Annotated in this window: 13 protein-coding genes; all 13 read left to right on the top strand. The window is 44.0% G+C overall.

Annotated features, from left to right (window positions below; all coding sequences use genetic code 11):
* Positions 1 to 4 precede the first annotated feature (4 nt).
* Positions 5 to 1,444 (top strand): SusD/RagB family nutrient-binding outer membrane lipoprotein, encoded by a 1,440-nt coding sequence (locus tag LT679_RS15370; RefSeq protein WP_232178495.1) that lies wholly within the window; start codon positions 5 to 7, stop codon positions 1,442 to 1,444.
* Positions 1,445 to 1,474: 30 nt separating this feature from the next.
* Positions 1,475 to 3,034, top strand: coding sequence for a DUF5689 domain-containing protein (locus tag LT679_RS15365; RefSeq protein WP_232178494.1), 1,560 nt, complete (start codon positions 1,475 to 1,477; stop codon positions 3,032 to 3,034).
* An 18-nt stretch (positions 3,035 to 3,052) separates the two neighbouring features.
* Positions 3,053 to 4,249 carry a LacI family DNA-binding transcriptional regulator gene (locus tag LT679_RS15360; RefSeq protein ID WP_232178493.1) on the top strand — a complete coding sequence of 399 codons (1,197 nt, stop codon included), beginning with the start codon at positions 3,053 to 3,055 and terminating at the stop codon, positions 4,247 to 4,249.
* Positions 4,250 to 4,641: 392 nt separating this feature from the next.
* Positions 4,642 to 7,644 (top strand): SusC/RagA family TonB-linked outer membrane protein, encoded by a 3,003-nt coding sequence (locus LT679_RS15355; protein ID WP_232178492.1) that lies wholly within the window; start codon positions 4,642 to 4,644, stop codon positions 7,642 to 7,644.
* Positions 7,645 to 7,670: 26 nt separating this feature from the next.
* Positions 7,671 to 9,188: a RagB/SusD family nutrient uptake outer membrane protein gene (locus tag LT679_RS15350; protein WP_232178491.1), complete on the top strand. Its 1,518-nt coding sequence runs from the start codon at positions 7,671 to 7,673 to the stop codon at positions 9,186 to 9,188.
* 44 nt (positions 9,189 to 9,232) lie between these two features.
* Positions 9,233 to 10,093 (top strand): PKD domain-containing protein, encoded by an 861-nt coding sequence (locus tag LT679_RS15345; RefSeq protein ID WP_232178490.1) that lies wholly within the window; start codon positions 9,233 to 9,235, stop codon positions 10,091 to 10,093.
* 42 nt (positions 10,094 to 10,135) lie between these two features.
* Complete coding sequence (locus tag LT679_RS15340) at positions 10,136 to 11,254, top strand: acyltransferase family protein (protein WP_232178489.1); 1,119 nt, start codon at positions 10,136 to 10,138, stop codon at positions 11,252 to 11,254.
* Between the two features lie 15 nt (positions 11,255 to 11,269).
* Complete coding sequence (locus tag LT679_RS15335; RefSeq protein WP_232178488.1) at positions 11,270 to 12,820, top strand: DUF4832 domain-containing protein; 1,551 nt, start codon at positions 11,270 to 11,272, stop codon at positions 12,818 to 12,820.
* Positions 12,821 to 12,938: 118 nt separating this feature from the next.
* On the top strand, positions 12,939 to 14,072 hold the full coding sequence (locus tag LT679_RS15330) for a phosphotransferase enzyme family protein (RefSeq protein WP_232178487.1): 1,134 nt from the start codon (positions 12,939 to 12,941) through the stop codon (positions 14,070 to 14,072).
* The gene (locus LT679_RS15325) at positions 14,069 to 14,737 is read left to right on the top strand and encodes a carbohydrate-binding family 9-like protein (protein ID WP_232178486.1); all 669 of its coding nucleotides are present in this window, start codon (positions 14,069 to 14,071) and stop codon (positions 14,735 to 14,737) included. Before LT679_RS15330 ends, LT679_RS15325 begins: the two co-directional genes overlap by 4 nt.
* Before the next feature lie 24 nt (positions 14,738 to 14,761).
* The gene (locus LT679_RS15320) at positions 14,762 to 16,075 is read left to right on the top strand and encodes a sugar MFS transporter (RefSeq protein ID WP_232178485.1); all 1,314 of its coding nucleotides are present in this window, start codon (positions 14,762 to 14,764) and stop codon (positions 16,073 to 16,075) included.
* A gap of 4 nt (positions 16,076 to 16,079) precedes the next feature.
* The gene (locus LT679_RS15315) at positions 16,080 to 17,429 is read left to right on the top strand and encodes a Gfo/Idh/MocA family protein (RefSeq protein WP_232178484.1); all 1,350 of its coding nucleotides are present in this window, start codon (positions 16,080 to 16,082) and stop codon (positions 17,427 to 17,429) included.
* Between the two features lie 157 nt (positions 17,430 to 17,586).
* A complete protein-coding gene (gene nagB / locus LT679_RS15310; RefSeq protein WP_232178483.1) occupies positions 17,587 to 19,512 on the top strand; it encodes a glucosamine-6-phosphate deaminase in 1,926 nt (641 codons plus the stop codon).
* The last annotated feature ends 11 nt before the right edge of the window (positions 19,513 to 19,523 follow it).

The raw sequence follows: 19,523 nt of genomic DNA, 5'->3' as shown, positions 1-19,523 counted from the left end.
CATCATGAAAAAGAGATATATAATATGGGGATTGATCGCGTCACTGTCGCTATCCTCGGTATCATGCACAAAAAATTTTGAGGAACTGGCAAAAAACCCGAACGAAAGTTCTTTTGCTTTGCCACAATCATTGTTAGCGCCTGCTATTACAAGTATTGTAAGCGCTAACATGAGCCGCAGCCAGCGCATTACCAATGAACTGATGCAGGTAACCGTTAACATGGGCGATACGGATGGTAAAATATTCCGTTACGAAATTCGCAGTGCCGAGGCCGATTACCTATGGACAAACTGGTACGTACAGCTTACCAATCTGAAGGATATTTACACAGGTGGTGAGGATAACGATAGCAACACTTATATGGCTATATCGCTGATCCTGCAATCGTGGGTTTATTCTATGCTTACTGATACCTATGGTGATGTGCCTTATTTTGAGTCAAATAAAGCTAAGGAGGGTTTATTTCTGCCGAAGTACGATTCGCAGCAGGCTATCTACACAGATATATTCGCCCGTTTGGAAGAAGCTAATGAATTGCTAAAAACCGGAACAAACGTCATCTCCACAAGCGACCCTATTTACGGTGGTGTTGCGGCTAACTGGCGCAAGTTCGGTAACTCTTTATACCTGCGTTTGCTGATGCGGGTATCAGGTAAAGATCAGGCCGCTATCGAAAAAATAAAGGATATGGTTGATACAAGAGCGTCCAACTACCCAATCATGGCGAGCAACGCTGAATCAGCCATCTTGAAATGGACAGGCAGTGCACCCTATGTGTCTCCGTTTGCTACCTGGCGCCCTGCCGATTGGTACACCCCTAAACTGGCCAGTTTCTTTGTAGATAACCTGAATGAGTGGAGCGATCCGCGTATAGGTAAATGGGCAACGGTTTTTGAAGGTGAATACGCAGGGATACCAAGCGGTTACCCGGTAGGGCAGTCGCCACAAGCTAAATCAACCTTGCCAACGGCGTTACAGCGCGAACCTTTACTGGGTAATATTTTAAATTATGGCGAACTGCAATTTATCCTGGCTGAAGCCGCAGCTAAAGGATGGATAACGGCAAAACCCGCGCAGCAATATTACGAAGCGGGTATTACTGCAGGTATAACCCTGTGGGGCGCAAATGTTCCATCAAATTACATGAATTTTAACTTGATAAAGTGGGATGATAGCTACACGCTTGATCAGAAAATGGAGTTGATACACAAGCAAAAGTATTATTCATTATTTTTTACTGATCTGCAATCATGGTTTGAGTACCGCCGCACCGGGCATCCAAATTTACCTAAGGGATCGGGTTTGGATAACAATGGCATAATGCCGGCCCGCCTTAATTACCCGGTTTCGGTACAATCATCAAACCGCGAAAATTATAACGCGGCGGTGGCTGCTCAAGGGCCTGACGTTGTTACCACACAGGTTTGGTGGCAAAAGCAATAATTAAACAAATACCATAAAGTATTATATACAATGAAAGCTAAGATATTTCTTATAGTTTCAGTTTTATCGGCACTGTTTTTTAGCGCCTGCAAAAAGCACAATTTTGCCGAAGGGCAGCTCAGCCCGATAATCGCGCTTGTTGATTTGCGCGCGATCCATAAAGGCGCCGATGTTACTCTTAGTAAAGATAACATGCTGGGCGCCTATCAAATTACCGGTAAGGTGATTTCTATGCCCGATTCAGGGAACGTTCCGCAAGGGGTTTTGATCTTGCAAAATAACCGTCGTAAAGCGATACGTGGCATACAAATACCACTTGGCGAAGCCGCGGGCACTTTCAAATCAGGTGATAGTATAGTAGTTAACATAGAGGGCACGACGTTAAAACGAGTAAATGGTGCATTACAGTTAACAGGCGTAACTCAGGCTAACATTACAACCGTATCTACCGGTAACGAGGTGCAGGTGCAGCAGGTTTCAAGCTACTCTATTAAAACGAAGCCTGATGAATACGAGAGCACTTTGGTGAGCATTAAATCGGCTACGGTTTCGCCGGCGCCGGTTATGGGCCAAACGAAATACGTGGGCAATAAATATTTGGTTAATGGTGCCGATAGCATTATTATGCACACCGAGCCAACGGCGCAATTTGCGGATGAGTTTTTACCTGCAGGCGCTACTGTAGCCGGAATATTGATAGTTGATAATAGTGTAGATTCGGCTTCAGTTTACCAGGTATGGCCGCGTAAATTCGCGGACATAAGTGATATCACCAAACCTGCCGATCCAAATGCGCCGGACCTGGGCGAAATGCCGGTGGTAATTACAGGCTTTGTTAACGATGCAAAGGGTTCTGACGGAAATTATGAGTACATCCAGTTCCGGGCTACACAAAATATTGATTTCTCCGTTACGCCAATGGCTGTAGTAACCTGTACCAACGCAGGTGCAGCGCAACCAAATGCCGGTGACGCGCCGGGCGCCAGTTGGGCAACCGGTGGTGGCCGTACTTATAAATTCAATTTGACGAACGGCCAGGTTAAAAAAGGCGATTTCTTTTACGTAGGCGGTAGCAACAAGCGTGTCAACGGGCCAAACACAACCGACATTAGCGACGCAAAATGGATCAGCTCCATAGCTTATGTTACTAATGATGGTGATGGTTTTGGCAGCGCCAGCAGCGGTTTATTGCCAAACAGCGGTAACGCGGGTGGTATTGCTATATTCAAAGGTATTAACGTTACAGAGCAAACAGTACCGGTTGATGTGGTTTTCTTTGGCGGTACAGGCAAAACCACTATGTACAACCCAACAACCAATAAAGGGTACCGTGTTCCTAAAACCGATCACTATAATTTTGTTGATGAGACAGGCGCCGAGCAGCCATTCTTTTATCAAGGCACAAACCAGTATGTTATACCGCACGTAACTCCTGCCGATCAGGGTGTGTTTATGAAACTGGGTGGCGATTTTGATGCTGAAACTAAAACCTGGATAACGCCTCGGGGTATCAGTATCTTCATCATGTCAGGCAGTACAGCGCTTACTGAGATTGAAACAGGTAGCGATGTAACCGCTATTTCAAACTAAGTTTATAAATTAAAAGCGATGAAGCCGCCTCGAAAGGGCGGCTTTTTTGTGTTAGTTATACCCGAACTTAGGGCTGTTGAACGATCATTATTAATTGTACCAAAAGCAATTGTTATATTTTTTTACTATAATAGTGCTGTTAAACCAATTAAAGCAGTTGCTACCGAGATAACCACCCAAAGTATGCAAAGTAACAAGTTACCTACTATTAAGGAGATCGCTAAAAAGCTCAATGTATCCGTTTCAACGGTATCACGGGCATTGCACGATCATCCGAGTATAGGTTTGGTAACCACCATGCGGGTACACAAAGTAGCCAAGGAGCTGGGTTACGAGGTTAACAAATCAGCCATATATTTTAAGGAGCGTAAAACTTATACCATAGGTGTTATCATACCCAGTTTGGCGGAGCCGTTCTTCTCTTCGGCGCTCTGCGGGGTAGAGGATTTTGCCGGACAGTTTAATTATAACGTGATCATTGGCCAATCGCTGGATAGCTTTGAACGTGAGAAACGTATCGTTGACAACATGAAAGATCATCGTGTGGATGGTATTCTGGTGTCGTTAACTAAAGAAACTTCTACATATGAGCATTTTGATAATCTGAAAAAATACAACATCCCAATTGTTTTTTTCGATCGCGTACCGCAAAAAAAGGATATACACTTTGTGTCATGCAACCTGCACTCGGGTATGCTGCAGGCTATCAGCCGTTTTGTTGATGCAGGGCACAAAAAGATAGGCCTAATTAATGGTCCGGCAAAAATGGCGGCCACACTGCAACGGCTCGAAATATATTTTAAATGTCTTAAGGAAAATAACCTGCCCATTAATTATGACATTATCGCCTCAACCACTTTGAGTAAAGAGGATAATGTAAAGGCCATACGCAAACTTATTGATCAGGATAAGATGCCCACCGCGGTAATGGTTTTTAACGATTATGTATTGCTGGATTGCATAGCAACTGTTAAGGCGGCGGGATTGGAAGTAAATAAGGATATTAGTTTTATCAGTTTTGCTAATCTCCCGATCTGGGAGTATATGGACACCCGTCCGCTCGCCTCGATTGAACAATTCTCCTATAAACAGGCTTCAATAGCTACCGACTTTCTTTTTAAGCTGATAGAGGCTAATAATAAAGGTGAAAACACCGAAACCAACTATATGCAACAAATAATTGATTCAGAAATGGTGAATTATCCCCTCAAGTAGTCTGTTTAGGTTATAATAGCTCGTTTTAGCAACCTTTTCATAGTGTTTGTTTTACAATAAGCGAAGCTTGCGTCAGTGTAATCGCTTTCTTCTCGCACTTTTTTCAATTTTTATACTCTTTCTTGGTGTTTGGGCGCTATTGTCTGTGCAATTTAACTGTGATGTCGTGGCTAAACATTGCTAAAATTTCACAAAGTGCCCGTTGCTACAACTAATATTTTGCAATTCGCAAAAATTACACAAACGTTTGCGTAGTTAAAGCAAACGTTTGCGTAACGCAAATCTGGCCCCGGTAATAATGTATTGGTTTTTTTAATCCCTTTTTTGCTCCAACTTTAAGCTATTCCAATTAACGATGTACTAACTATTTATTTAACCCTACTTAACATTATATGAAAAAAGTTGTACTCCTGTTTTTTAGCCTGATGGTTTTTGCGAGAGCGTTTTCGCAAAGCCAGCCGGTGTCAGGAAGGATCACCTCCGGCACCGACCAGCAGCCGCTACCAGGCGCGGCAATCACCGTAAAGGGAACCACTGTTGGGGTATCTTCACAAGCCGACGGATCTTTCCGTATCAACATCCCTTCGCAAAAAGCTACACTGGTTATCACATCAATGGGTTTCCTGAGTAAAGAAGTTGAAGTTACCGGCGGACAAAAGGATTTGGTGATCTTCCTTTCAGAAAACATTACCCAATTAAACGACGTAGTGGTTGTAGGCTACAGTAGCAAAAAGCAAAGTGAGCTTACCAGCGCCGTAACCGTTGTATCGGCAGATAAGTTAAAAGACGTTACAGCTAACAACGTAGGTACCATGTTGCAAGGCAAGGTGGCCGGTTTGCAGGTGGTAAATAGCTCCGGTGCACCGGGTTCGCAACCGGAGATCAGACTGCGCGGTGTATCTTCTGTTAATGCCAACCAAAGTCCGTTGTATGTAGTCGATGGTATAATCGGCGGTAACTATGACCCTAACGATGTGGAATCAGTTACCGTATTAAAAGATGCTGCTTCAACAGCGCTTTATGGTTCGCAGGCTAATGCGGGTGTAATTATTGTTACCACAAAAAGCGCCAAATCTGGCAAAACCCGGTTTGAAGCTAAAATTAGTTCAGGTTTCCGCACGGCTGATTTCGGTAAGATGAACCTGATGAACAGCAACGAACTTTACGATTATCAAAAGGAATTTTATCGCGATTATATTGTAGGTGCTACCGATAACTCGTATAAGATAGACCTGATCAAATTTTACAGTGAGCGTCCGCTCGAACTGCGTAACCAGAATTATGATTGGGCGAAGGAATCATTCAAAGCTGCACCGATGTATAACGTGTACATAGCAGCCAGCGGTAAAACGGAAAAGAACGACTACTATGTAGGCGCATCATATTACAACGAGAAGGGCACGTTTATGAATACTAATTATCAGCGTATAAACTTACGTGGTAATTCAACTTATCATTTCTCTAAAAAACTTGATATCACCAACAATATCAACCTGAGCGCATCAACCGGCCGTAGTTATGATTATATGGATATGTACTATTCATTCCTGAATATGCCATGGGATAACCCTTACGATGCTAACGGTAACCCGGTTTATGTGGATGGTACGTCAACCTTTAAATGGTGGTCGCGCGATAAGATCAACCCGATACATACCGTTCAAAATTCTGATCATACCTACAAAGGCTTTGATGTGAATTACGATTTTATGCTGAACTACCGCATTACCGATTGGTTAACCTTCACCAGTACCAACCGGGTGTCAGCGGCATTTAATAAAGCTGTAAATTATGTATCGCCATTGGCCGCCGGTACTTACCATAACGATGGGTATATTGATGAGTTGAATACGCTTAACTATGGCGGTATATCAAACAACCTGTTAAAGTTCAACTTCGATATGGGCGACCACGCATTAAGCGGCTTAGCCGGTATTATCTTCGAAGGTGGTCGTACCGAGTTTTCGGGCGGATCAGGAAGGGGATTGCCCATCGGATTAAAGGTGCTTAACGTAGCATCAAACACACAATTGGTTAACGGTTACAACCTGACTACCGAATTACGCTCATTTCTGTCGCAGGTGAATTACACGTACAAAGGCCGTTACATCTTGTCGGGATCATTCAGGGTTGACGGTTCGTCAGCATTTCCGGAAAGCAAACAATACGGTTCATTCCCGTCTGTTTCAGGTGCATGGATCGTCAGCAACGAAGAGTTCCTGAAAAGTAACAACGTGATTAACAACCTGAAATTACGTGCCAGCTATGGTGTAACCGGTACGCAGGATATTGGCGCGACACGCTACCTTGGCTTGTTCTCGCTAACCACGCAATATAACTCTTTAACAGGCGCGGTGCCATACCAGTTGGCTAACCCGTTGTTAACCTGGGAAGCCAAGCATCAAACCAACATAGGTTTTGATTTAAGCCTTTTTAAAAGAATCAATTTGACTGTGGATGCTTACCGTAATGATACCAAAAACCTGTTGCTTCAGGTATCGCAGCCGCTTTCGGTAGGCTTTGAAACCCGCTGGGAAAATGCCGGTAATGTTATCAATAAAGGTATCGAGATTGGCCTGAACACCACCAATATCACCAATAAAAACTTTGAATGGGTAACTGATTTTAACATCAACTTTAACAACAATAAAATTTATGGACTGCCGGCTGATATCGTGAAAACCGGATCGTGGAGTATATCTCAGATATATCGTAATGGCGGTAACTTGTACGAGTTTTATATGCCTAAATGGTTAGGTGTCGATGCGCAAACCGGTGCACCTGTTTGGGAGAAGTTGGTTTACAATGATGCAGGAGAAGCGGTAGCCAGCGAAAAAACATCAAACTATGCCGAAGCCACCATTCAGGAAGTTGGTTCAGCGTTACCTAAGTTTCAAGGCGGCTTCAATAATAGCTTCCGTTATAAAAGCTTTGCATTACGGGTGAATACTTACTTTAATTATGGCAACAAGGTATTCAGCAACAACCTGCGCTTTATGATGAATGATGGCCACGAACCATATTACAACCAGATAAAGCTGCCTGATAATGCCAAAGTTTGGTCAGGTCCGGGCGATACCGAAGCAACCGAGCCAAGTCCGCAAAACTCCGCCAACTCAACCGAGACCTCAACTCGCTATTTGAGGAACGGCAGTTACTTCACTATACGTAACATAGCGTTCAATTACACCTTGCCATCGGCATTCGCTAAAAAATTAAACTTTGAAAACATCACCGTTGGTTTAACAGCCGATAATGTGGCTACGTTCTCTAACTTCCTGGGCCAGGATCCGCAAACTACCATTACACCGGGAGGATTTGCCACACCGGGCGTGTCCGACTTTAAGTATCCTAACAACAGGCAGTATTTGTTCACTGTTAACTTCAATTTTTAATAAGCAGCACCTAAAATACTCAGAACATGAAAAAGAAATTATCATCCATATGTGTGCTGTTGCTGCTGGCAGCAAGCAGTTGCAAGGATCTGACCGTTACACCAACTGATGCCATAAGCACCGAAACATTGGTAACCACAACGGCTGGCCTCACTAATGCCTTAAACGGCGCTTATGCATTATTTAAAGATCATATTACCTTTAATGGAATTGTTGATCAGAATAATATGTACTTGCGCCAGTACTACCACTTGTCTGATTTTGCGAGTGATGACATCGTATGCGGACAGGTAACCACCGACCCGTTGTTTTACAGCTTCAGCCTGGGGCATGCGCCATCACAGGGCAATACTCGCTATTTCTGGTACGTATCATACAAAATCATATCAGGCGTAAACACGGTTATTGATGCCGTTGAAAAATCCGGTGATCAGGATGCCGCTAAACAGCAGCTACTTGGCGAATGTTACTTTTTACGCGCGTTTTGCCATTTTAACCTGGTTCGCCTGTTTGGTAAACCTTACAGCGTTGACCCGAGCGCGCCGGGTATCGTGTTACGTACTTCGCTGACAGACGAAGCCAAAAAACCGCGCTCAACCGTAAGTGAAGTTTACGCTTCGGTTATAGCTGATGCAGAAAAAGCGGCATCGTTAATGACACAGAACCGTGGCGTGCAATATGCCTCAAAGGAAGCAGCCTGGGCATTATTATCCCGCGTGAATTTGTATAAGGAAGATAACCAGAAAGCGCTTGATTATGCTAACCAGGTAATCAATTCCAACAGGTTTAAACTCGAAACCAAAACTACTTATCCTAATTTATTCGCCAATGCTACTACCGGTACCGAAACTATTTTTTGCGTAGCGTTTACCGCGGCTGATGATTACGGAAAATTTGGTTCAATCGCCTCGATGATCTACTCAGATGGCAACTCAGGCTGGGGCGAGGAGTATGCCTCATCATCATTACGTAACGTAATGTCAAAGCATACAGAGGATGTGCGCTGGAACTACATTGTGCCGGCTAAGGATGCAGGTGGTACTGTGCAAAAAAAGAACGGTATTGAGATGTATTACATCAGTAAGTTCTCATTTCAGGGCGGCTCACCAAATTTAAGCTCGCCAATAATGTTCCGTTTAGCTGAAATGTATCTGAACAAAGCGGAAGCTGAAGCAAAGCTGAACCAAACTTCGGCAGCGCTTAATGATCTGGACGAGATTCGTAAAAACCGTGGCTTGGAGGGATCGCTTTATGGCGGCAAACTACCCTCAGGCTATACTGTGCTTGATGCCGTGCTGGAAGAACGCCGTATAGAACTCGCCTTTGAAGGCCACCGTACTTATGACATTTTCCGTAACAAGCGTACGCTTAACAAAACTTATTGGGGCTATCATCTGGCTGGTTTAAAAGAAACGGATATTGACTTGAGCCGTGCGCCAAGTGGTTACCCTAACATGACGGTGCCTTACACCAGCAACCGCATCATCTATTTTATTCCGGTTGATGAAGTGTTGAGCAATCCGCAGGTAACACAAAATCCATAGTGTATTATCAATAAAGCTGTAATTAATTAAGCAGAACAAATGATATGAAAAATATTAAAACCTATATAAGTTTATTTGGCGTGCTGGCCTTAGGTATGGTAAGCTCGTGTAAAAAAGACAGTACCGAAATAAAAACAGATTTACTTTATGACGTAGCCGTTGAAGGTAACGAAGCTAAGTTTACTGTAAAAACTGATGGTGTAACCAACTACCGCTGGGATTTTGGCGATGGTGAAAGCTCAACCGATGCCAACCCAACACACAGCTATCCGGGCAAAGGTAAATATGTGCCGACATTATACGCCACCGTTAATGGCAAAGAGGCAGAAGCATCAACCGTTTTGCGCATAGCCAAAACCACGCCGGTGAAAATAAACGATAATACATTAAATGATTGGGCCAATGTAAATACAGCCATTACTCTTGGCGCACGCAAAGGCGTTTTTAACGAAGTTAAGATGGATTACGATGGTAACTATGTTTACGTTTATGTTGACATGGTTGGCAAAAAAGCCAATGGCGATATCTTCGATTTCTACATGGATTCAGATAATAATCCGTCGACAGGCTTGGCAACCGGTACCTTTACCGAAGGTGGATATGATATTTTGCTGGAAGGTCAGCTACTGACCAATGGTGTCGATATATTTTATCACAATAGCGCTAATCAGGCCGATTTCAGTTTCGCCCAACAAAGTATTGCCGAAGCTTACCAGGTGGGTACTATAGTTGAAAGCGGAGCTAACGTGAAATTCGAGATGCGCATAGCCCGTGGTAAGCTTAAAGGCCTTACCGGTAGCGGATTGCGCATCGCCATACAGGCTATAAAAAGTGATTGGTCGGTAGTGTTGGGCAGCGCGCCTGATGATGGCACCGCGAGCTTTCTGCTCGATATGAGCGAATAATTCTAAGCGATTTCGAAGATAATAACAAGCAAGTATCTATAAATGACTACCCACAGTAATCCGGTATTGACAGGGCGTGTTGTATCCTTAGATGTGATGCGCGGCATAATCATGCTGTTGCTTTGCGCCGAAAGCTGCCATGTGTACATCGCATTGAGTGAGATGCGTCCAACGGGGGTATTTGCAACTATTGTCGGTCAGTTTTTTCATCACCCATGGCATGGCTTGCGGTTTTGGGATTTGGTGCAGCCGGCGTTTATGTTTATGGCAGGGGCGGCTTTGTATATATCCTACAGCCGTAAACTGGCAAAGGGCGTAAGCTGGAATGATAACCTGAAACATGTGCTTTGGCGTAGCCTGAAACTGTTTATCTGCGGCACGGCACTGCATTGTGTTTACGCCGGTAAAATGGTTTGGGAACTGTGGAATGTACTTACACAGTTATCAATCACCAGCGTTATAGCATATTTGATCATTAACCGTTCGTTCGCTTTTCAGGTCGGCGTATCGTTGGCGCTGTTAATTGTAACTGAGATGCTATACCGCACGGTATTAATGCCGGGGTTTGATCAGCCCTTTGTACAGCATCACAATTTTGGCGCTTACATGGATACTATGCTGATGGGTAAAATAAACAGTGACGGCTGGGTAGCCATCAACATTATCCCAACAGCGGTACATACCATTTGGGGAGTGCTGGCAGGTAAGTTGTTAGTGACATCTGCAACATCTGGCTACAAAATAAGGGTGTTGGCTGTGTGCGGATTGATAGCCTTGGCCCTCGGTTTTGGCCTGGATTGGAGCGGCGTAACCCCCATTATTAAACGCATCAGCACAGCTTCATTCGCTTTGGCTTCGGCGGGGTGGGTGCTGCTTATGCTGGCGGCAATTTATTGGTTGGTTGATGTAAAGCAAAACACTAAACATGCCTGGATTTTTACTGTGATGGGCATGAACGCCATATTCATTTACCTCTTTTTTGAAACGGTGGGCATGCAATGGGTGAATGGCTTTGTCAACATTTTCACCGGTGGCATGCTGCAACAATTTTTTAATACGCCCGCGTATATAGCAGCCTTAATTTCTGCTTTGGCTACGTGGGCGGCCGAGTGGGGCCTGTGTTACTGGCTCTATAAGCGAAAAATATTTTTTAAACTCTGATTAATCCCAACAATAATGAAACTCAATTTCAATAGTTTTTGTCTTTACTTTTCCTTCGCGGCGTTATCACTAACGCAATCATGTAAGGATAGCGATAAAAAGCTGGTGCAAATAGAAAAGGTTAACGTAACCTATACCGAAAGTAATGATGATTTCCCGAACCCGGAACGTGGCTTTTACCGCTACTCAGAAACTCACGCCAGTAATTTCAGCCTGCTTAACGCGGATGAACTGAAAACGTACCGTAGCGAGCAGGCTATTCAGGGTGCTAATTACAAAGTGTATAGCACGCTGGTGTTCAGATATTATATTTTAGATAACGTTACCTCAACTCCAATACCTGCTTCATTTTTAACCAATATAGAAAAAGACATGGTTGCCGCGCGTACCGCGGGTGTAAAGTTGATACCAAGGTTTGTGTATACCGTGCGCCAAACAGCAGGCAACTGTCCGGAAGGATTTATTTGTCCGCCATATGGTGATGCGCCTAAGGCTATCATTTTAGGTCATATCGCGCAGCTAAAACCGGTGCTGCAAGCTAACGCAGATGTTATAGCCGCTGTGCAATTAGGCTTTATTGGTACCTGGGGCGAGCAATATTACAGCGACTTTTTTGGTGATGCCTCTACTAATGGCGGCCAGCAGAATAAATTGCTTGATAAAAACTGGCTCGACCGTGCCGAGATATTGCGCGCCATGCTTGACGCAGTGCCGGCCGACCGAATGGTTCAGGTGCGCTACCCGCAAATAAAACAGCGCTTTTTGTATGGTGTTAATGCGCCGATAACCTCTGCGGCGTTAGCTGATGGTACAGCATTTACCACTGCTGATATCGCCCGCATCGGTTTTCATAACGATTGCTTTTTAGCCAGCTCTAATGATTTTGGTACCTACGAGGATTATGGCAACAGTTCAACGCCGCGTGTATCAGGCGGCTCGGTAGTTAACGTTCTGCGTGATTATATGAAAACCGACAGCAAATACGTAGCAGTAGGCGGGGAAACATGTTCAGACGGTTACAGCCCATCAAATGATTGCGAACCGGCCGGTAAAGCGCAGGAGGAATTTGCTGCCATGCATTACAGCTATTTAAATGCCCATTACAACAACGATGTAAATAACGATTGGCAAACAGGCGGTTGTATGGATAATATCAAGAAAAACTTAGGCTATCGTTTTGTATTGCAAAGCGCCGTATTGCCCGACAATGTAGTACACGGCACAAGCATGAATATAGTGTTAAATTTAAAAAACGCCGGTTACGCATCGCCATTCAATAAACGTACAGCCGAACTGGTGCTGCGCAACAAGCAAACCAACGAGGTGAAATCGTTTGATCTGTCTTCAGATGTTCGTAAATGGTATTCCGGCGTAAATAAAATTGAAGAAAGTATTAAGATACCTGATGATATGCCTGCCGGCGAGTATGAGTTGCTGTTGAACCTACCCGATCAGTACGCAAGCTTGGCAAGCAAGCCGGAATATAGCATCCGTTTAGCCAATAACGATGTTTGGGAGGCTTCGACTGGCTATAATAAGCTCAATCACACTGTTAAAGTTAATTAAGGTCAATAGTTTACAGTTAGTGTTTTTTCAAATTAGTTGCCGTGCTGCTGTGTGTGGATTTGGAACACAGCAGGCACCGGCGGCTACTCACCAAAAGTTTTAAGTTAAATTTTACAGCGTGCAAAGCTTAGCGAATATATCAGAGATTGTTGCAAACTTTAACTGCAATGCGGACACGGCTTCACTGAAAAGCTTTGGCTCAGGCCATATAAACGATACTTATTTTTTAAAGAATAATGATGCTATAGGTGCAGATTACTTATTACAGCGAATTAATCATTACATATTTACCAATGTACCGGCGCTAACCGATAATATGTGCCTGGTAATTGATCATTTAAAAGTTAAAGTAAACGCAACAGATCCGGCTAAAGCCGATAAGGAGGTGATGACCCTGATACCCGGCCGGGATGGCAAATACTTTTATCAGGATAAAAATGGCGATTACTGGCGCTTATGTCACTTTTTAAGCGATACCAAAAGTTACGACGTGGTAGAAACCGAAAAGCAAGCTTTTGAGGGCGGTAAGGCATTTGGAAAATTTCAGTGCATGTTGGCCGATCTAAACCCCACATTATTATACGAGGTTATCCCCAACTTTCATAATATCAGTACCAGGCTCGCAGCGTTACAATCAGCAGTTGAAGAGGATATAAAAGGGCGTGTTAACGCAGTTAAAACACAACTTGACCTCATCAGTCAGTACGCTGAAGCCATGCAGTATTTTCAGCAACCTGAACAACAGGCCTTACTACCCAAGCGTGTAACGCATAACGACACCAAATTTAACAATGTATTGCTTGATAGCAATGATGAGGCACAGTGTGTTATCGATCTGGACACGGTGATGCCAGGCTATGTGGCATATGATTTCGGCGATGCAATTCGTACTATCATCAACACAACGGTTGAAGATGAGGCTGATATGGATAAGATACAGTTGAATTTTGCCCTTTTTAATGCATATACCCAAGGTTATTTGAAGGAGGCTGCCCGGTTTTTAACCGAAGTCGAGGTAAATTCCCTAATTATGGGCGTGTTATTACTGCCTTATATGCAAGCTGTTCGGTTTTTAACCGATTATATTAATGGCGATACCTATTTCAAGATAAAATTTGATGGACACAATCTGCAACGGGCTAAAGCGCAATTAAGGTTGTTTGAGTTATTGCAGGCTGACAAGGATCATTTGCATAATACCATTATCAAACAAACGGAAAGTATTAAAAAGGGAGCGAAGCTGGCGATATGAGCATAATGAATATTCCGTATATCCCTTCAGGTGTTTTAGGCAGGTATTCATTTATGGATGATGCCTCAGTAGTGCTTGACAGCTTTCCGGCAGCGCATTTACACCCTACAAGCTGGTGCACTGCGGCACAGCATGTGTCCGCGCGATTTGCACTGGCTTACGATCGAGAAAATATCTACATTAAATATTATGTAAATGAGCCCGTTGTAAAGGCATTTTATTTAAGCCCCAATGATCCGGTCTATAATGATAGTTGTGTGGAGCTATTTATAGCCTTTGATGATGATATCAATTATTACAATTTGGAGTTTAATTGCGCCGGTACTTGCCTGGGCCAATATGGATCCGACAGAGACAACCGCGAGTTTTTACCGGCCGCTATGCTTCACGAAATAAAGCACGTTACCACATTGCGGTCTGTTTCGGGTCGAGGTGTAGCCTGGGAAATGACTGTCGCTATTCCACTGCGGGTTTTCGCGTTTCATCCGCAATTAGCATTGTCTGGTACCAGCGCGCGTATTAATGCCTACAAATGCGGCGACGGACTGGATGAGCCACATTACCTGTGCTGGAACCAGGTAAAATCTGACGTTCCGGATTTCCATCGATATGATTCCTTTAATGGTGTAATGTTTACACTAAGCGAAGAATTTTCTGTAGATTAAGGGACAATAAAACATTTAAGCGATATGATTTCTCCAGAAAGTACTTCTAAAAAAACAGCAAAACTAAACCCCATTTTCCTGATCGGTATCCTGTTCTTTATTTTCGGATTCATCACCTGGCTAAATTCAGTTTTGATACCTTACCTCAAATTAGCCTGTGAGCTTAATAATTTAGAGGCTTACCTGGTAGCATTTTGCTTTTACATCGCCTACTTCTTGATGGCTACGCCCTCGGCTTATATTTTAAATATAACCGGTTACAAAAAGGGTATGGCAGCTGGTTTAGTTGTAATTGCTGTCGGTGCGTTATTGTTTATACCCGCAGCGCTTACCCGTCAGTACAGTTTGTTCTTGTTTGGTTTATTTGTGCAGGGGACAGGTTTGGCTTTGCTGCAAACGGCATCAAACCCTTACATCACTATATTAGGACCTCCTGAAAGTGCAGCGAAGCGCATCAGCATTATGGGTATTTGTAATAAGCTTGCCGGAGCAATTGCCCCTATAGTGTTAGGTGCTGTAGCATTGAAAGACGCCGACGGATTGAAAGAACGGTTAGACATAATGTCAATTGATGAAAAGGTGATCCAATTGAATGAGCTTGCATCAAGGGTGATTATGCCTTACATCATCATCGTTATCGTGTTAATAATTCTTGCCGGATTTATTTACTACTCAAGCCTGCCCGAAATTGACAGCGATAAAAAGGATGACGCGGATTTAGTTGAAGCACCATCTGTAACTAACAAAACAAGCGTATTTCAATTCCCGCATTTATTATTAGGCGCGTTCACTTTGTTTTTATATGTAGGTGCCGAAGTAATAGCCGGTGATACGGTTATAAATTACGGTGCCGCGCAGGGTATTGCCTTGACTTATGCCAAATTTTTTACTACTTGTACATTGGTTTGTATGATAGCCGGTTACCTGATCGGTATTGTCTGCATACCAAAATATTTCACACAGGAAACAGCCATGAAAGGTAGTGGTATTTTAGGCATAATCCTTTCAATATTAGCCTTGGTTACCAGTAGCTTTACCTCCGTTTTAATGATAGCTTTGTTGGGTTTGGCAAATGCGTTGGTATGGCCTGCTATTTGGCCAATGGCTTTGGCAGGCTTAGGCAAGTTTACTAAAACCGGTGCATCCATGCTGGTAATGGGTATCTCGGGCGGTGCCGTTATACCGCTGGTTTACGGAGCCTTATCTGATTCATTTAGCACGCAATACGCTTATATTATATTAGTACCCATATATTTATGTATATGGCTTTATGCCGTTAAAGGGCACAAAATAGGCTTGCCTCAAAACTTAAAATCAAATCAACTCAATAAAAACTAAAATTATGGATCGCAGAGATTTTGTTAAGAATACCGCTGTCGGATTAGCAGGGTTAACAATTTTGCCATCAGGTATGTTATTCGGTAAAGCTAAGGATAAAGTACGCCTTGGTTATATAGGTGTTGGCCTTCGTGGCCGTAACCACATCAGCGAGGGCTTGCTTCGCGATGATGTGGAGATTGTAGCCATTTGCGATACGCAGGAAAGCTCACTTAAATATTGCCGCGAACAGTTTGTGAAGGCCAAAAAGAAACTCCCGGCTGAATATACCGGCGGTGTGGATGCTTACAAAAAACTCATCGCCCGGAAAGATATTGACGCGGTGATCATCGCCACGCCATGGCAGTTTCATAAAGATCAGGCTATCGACTCCATGCGTGCCGGTAAATATGTGGGCTGCGAGGTTATTGCCGGTATTACTTTGCAGGATCACTGGGATATACTGAAAGTGTACGAAGAAACCAAGGTGCCTTACATGACGCTGGAAAATGTTTGCTACCGCCGGGATGTAATGGCCGCGTTGAATATGGTTCGCCAAAACCTGTTCGGAGAGATCGTGCATCTTGAGGGGGGCTACCAGCATGATCTCCGTCAGGTATTGTTTAATGATGGCAAGCAGTTTTATGGTGGTGGCGCCGAGTTCGGTCCACAAACGGTAGGCGAGGCGCAATGGCGTACGCAATATAATGTGGAGCGCAACGGCGATATCTACCCTACACATGGCGCTGGCCCGGTAATGAATTACATTGATATTAACCGTGGTAATCGCTTTACTAACCTGGTATCGTTCGCCTCAAAATCTCCGGGTCTACCCGCCTATATCAAAAAGATATCTCCGGGCAATAGAAACGCTGAAATTAAATTCAAAAACGGCGATATCATCACCACCACATTGAATTGCGCCAACGGCGAAACGGTGGTATTATCACACGATACGCATTTACCGCGCCCATATTCCTTAGGTTTCCGTGTGCAAGGCACCGAGGGTATCTGGATGGATGTAGCCGATGCGGTTTACATCGAGGGTAAATCAAAAAATTACGACCAGTGGGACAAGGCCAGCGAGTGGTTCACTAAATATGACCACCCGCTTTGGAAAAAATACGAACACCTTGCCGAAGGCGCAGGCCACGGCGGTATGGATTGGTTTGTATTTAATGCCTTTGTAGAGGCTGTTAAACAGAAAAAGCAAACTCCAATTGATATATACGACTCGCTTACCATGAGCGTAATCACCCCGTTATCTGAGAAATCAATAGCCGACGGCAATGCCCCGCAGGAATTCCCTGACTTTACCAAAGGCGCATGGAAGGATCGAAAAAACACCTTCGCCCTTGATGATAGTGGTTTTTAAACCATAATTGAAACCCTTGTTGCTGTAAGTGGCGGCGAGGGTTTTTAATAACAACCAATCTTAATAAAATACAGGCATAATATTACCGGCAGGCAAACAGGCTTGGCACCGGTGCGGGAGATGCTATGCCGTATTTAAAATAAAATAGATATATAATATGTTGAAATTAAACCTATTAGAAGAAACACGTTACGAAAAGGTACCGGTAAAAATTTATAGTGATGACACAAGTGCGAGTATTGAGGTAGCCCGCCGCGTAGCAGGGCTTATAAAAAGTAAGCAAGCTAATAATGAAACCGCTGTATTAGGTTTAGCTACGGGTGCTTCACCGGTAAAAGTGTACAAAGAATTGGTGCGCTTGCATAAAGAGGAAGGCCTGAGCTTTAAAAATGTGGTCACCTTTAACCTCGACGAATATTACCCCATACAACCTGATGCCGAGCAAAGTTATGTAAGGTTTATGAAAGAGCAGTTGTTCGATCATGTAGATATCGACATCTCTAACGTAAACATTCCCGACGGTACCTTAAAACAAGAAGATATTGCCGCTTACTGCCTCGCTTATGAGCAAAAGATAAACAACTACGGCGGTATCGATCTACAGGTGTTGGGAATCGGTCGTACCGGTCACATTGGTTTTAATGAACCGGGCTCTGCACCAAACTCCGGCACACGGCTGGTTACTTTGAATGATCTTACCCGCCGCGATGCCTCAAAGGATTTTGGCGGTAAAGAGAATGTACCTAAGAAAGCCATCACAATGGGCATTGGTACTATTTTCAAAGCTAAGGAGATAATTCTGCTCGCCTGGAACGGCAAAAAAGCGCCGATTATTAAAAAAGCGGTTGAAGGGCCAATATCCAACGAAGTACCGGCAACGTTTCTGCAAATGTCAAACAACGTAGAGTTTATTATTGATGAGGATGCCGCCGTTGAGCTTACCCGTTTTGATATCCCGTGGCTGGTTAAGGATTGTAAGTGGACGGATTCGCTTATTAAAAAGGCGGTGGTTTGGTTATCAAAAACGCTTGATAAACCTATTTTAAAATTGACCGAGGCTGACTATAACAATAACGGCATGGCACAGTTGGCTACCGATTTTGGACCCGTTTACAACATCAACATTAATGTATTTAACAAGCTGCAACACACCATAACCGGCTGGCCCGGCGGTAAATTTAATGCCGATGATAGTCAGCGGCCGGAGCGTGCATTGCCGCAGGTAAAGCGCTCCATCGTGTTTTCTCCGCACCCGGATGATGATGTGATCTCGATGGGGGGCACGTTCATTCGTCTGGCTGATCAGGGGCATGAGGTGCATGTAGCCTACCAAACGTCAGGCAATACGGCCGTTTGGGATGAAGATGCTTTGCGTTATGTGGAATTCGCTATGGATTTTGGGCAGGCACAAAGGCAGGATACTGCTTATCTGACCAACCTGTACGCCACCATGAACGAGTTTTTTAGAAACAAAAAACCTAACCAATCCGACCCGAAAGAAATACGTACCATAAAAGGTTTGATACGTAAAGGAGAGGCCATTGCCGGGGCGCGTTTATCAGGCTTGCGCGATGAAAATATCCATTTTATGGATCTGCCGTTTTATGATCGTGGTAAGTTTGAAAAAGTAGTTTCGTACGAGGATGATGTTACTCAAACGATGGATTTGTTACAGCAGGTAAAACCGCACCAGATATTTGCCGCAGGCGATTTTGCCGACCCGCATGGTACGCACAAGGTATGTTTTGAGATAATATTAGAGGCGCTTACCCGTTTACGCAAAACCGAGCAGTGGACAGCAGATTGCTGGCTATGGCTGTACCGTGGCGCATGGCACGAGTTTGAGATACACGAAATTGAGATGGCTGTACCGCTATCGCCGCAGGAGGTGGAGCGTAAAAGGCTGGCCATATTCAAACATCAGTCGCAAAAGGATCTGCCGGTATTCCCCGGTGATGACGCCCGTGAGTTTTGGGTTAGGGCAGAGGATAGAACCCGTGAAACCGCCCGCCTATACAACGCGCTTGGTTTAGCCGAATATGAAGCTATTGAGGCCTTTGTAAAATGGAAGTTTGAGGATTAACTAACAGTACA

This window comes from Mucilaginibacter roseus (genome assembly GCF_021215455.1).
In the GTDB taxonomy this organism is placed as follows: domain Bacteria; phylum Bacteroidota; class Bacteroidia; order Sphingobacteriales; family Sphingobacteriaceae; genus Mucilaginibacter; species Mucilaginibacter roseus.
This window is presented reverse-complemented; position numbering and strand designations above follow the sequence as displayed.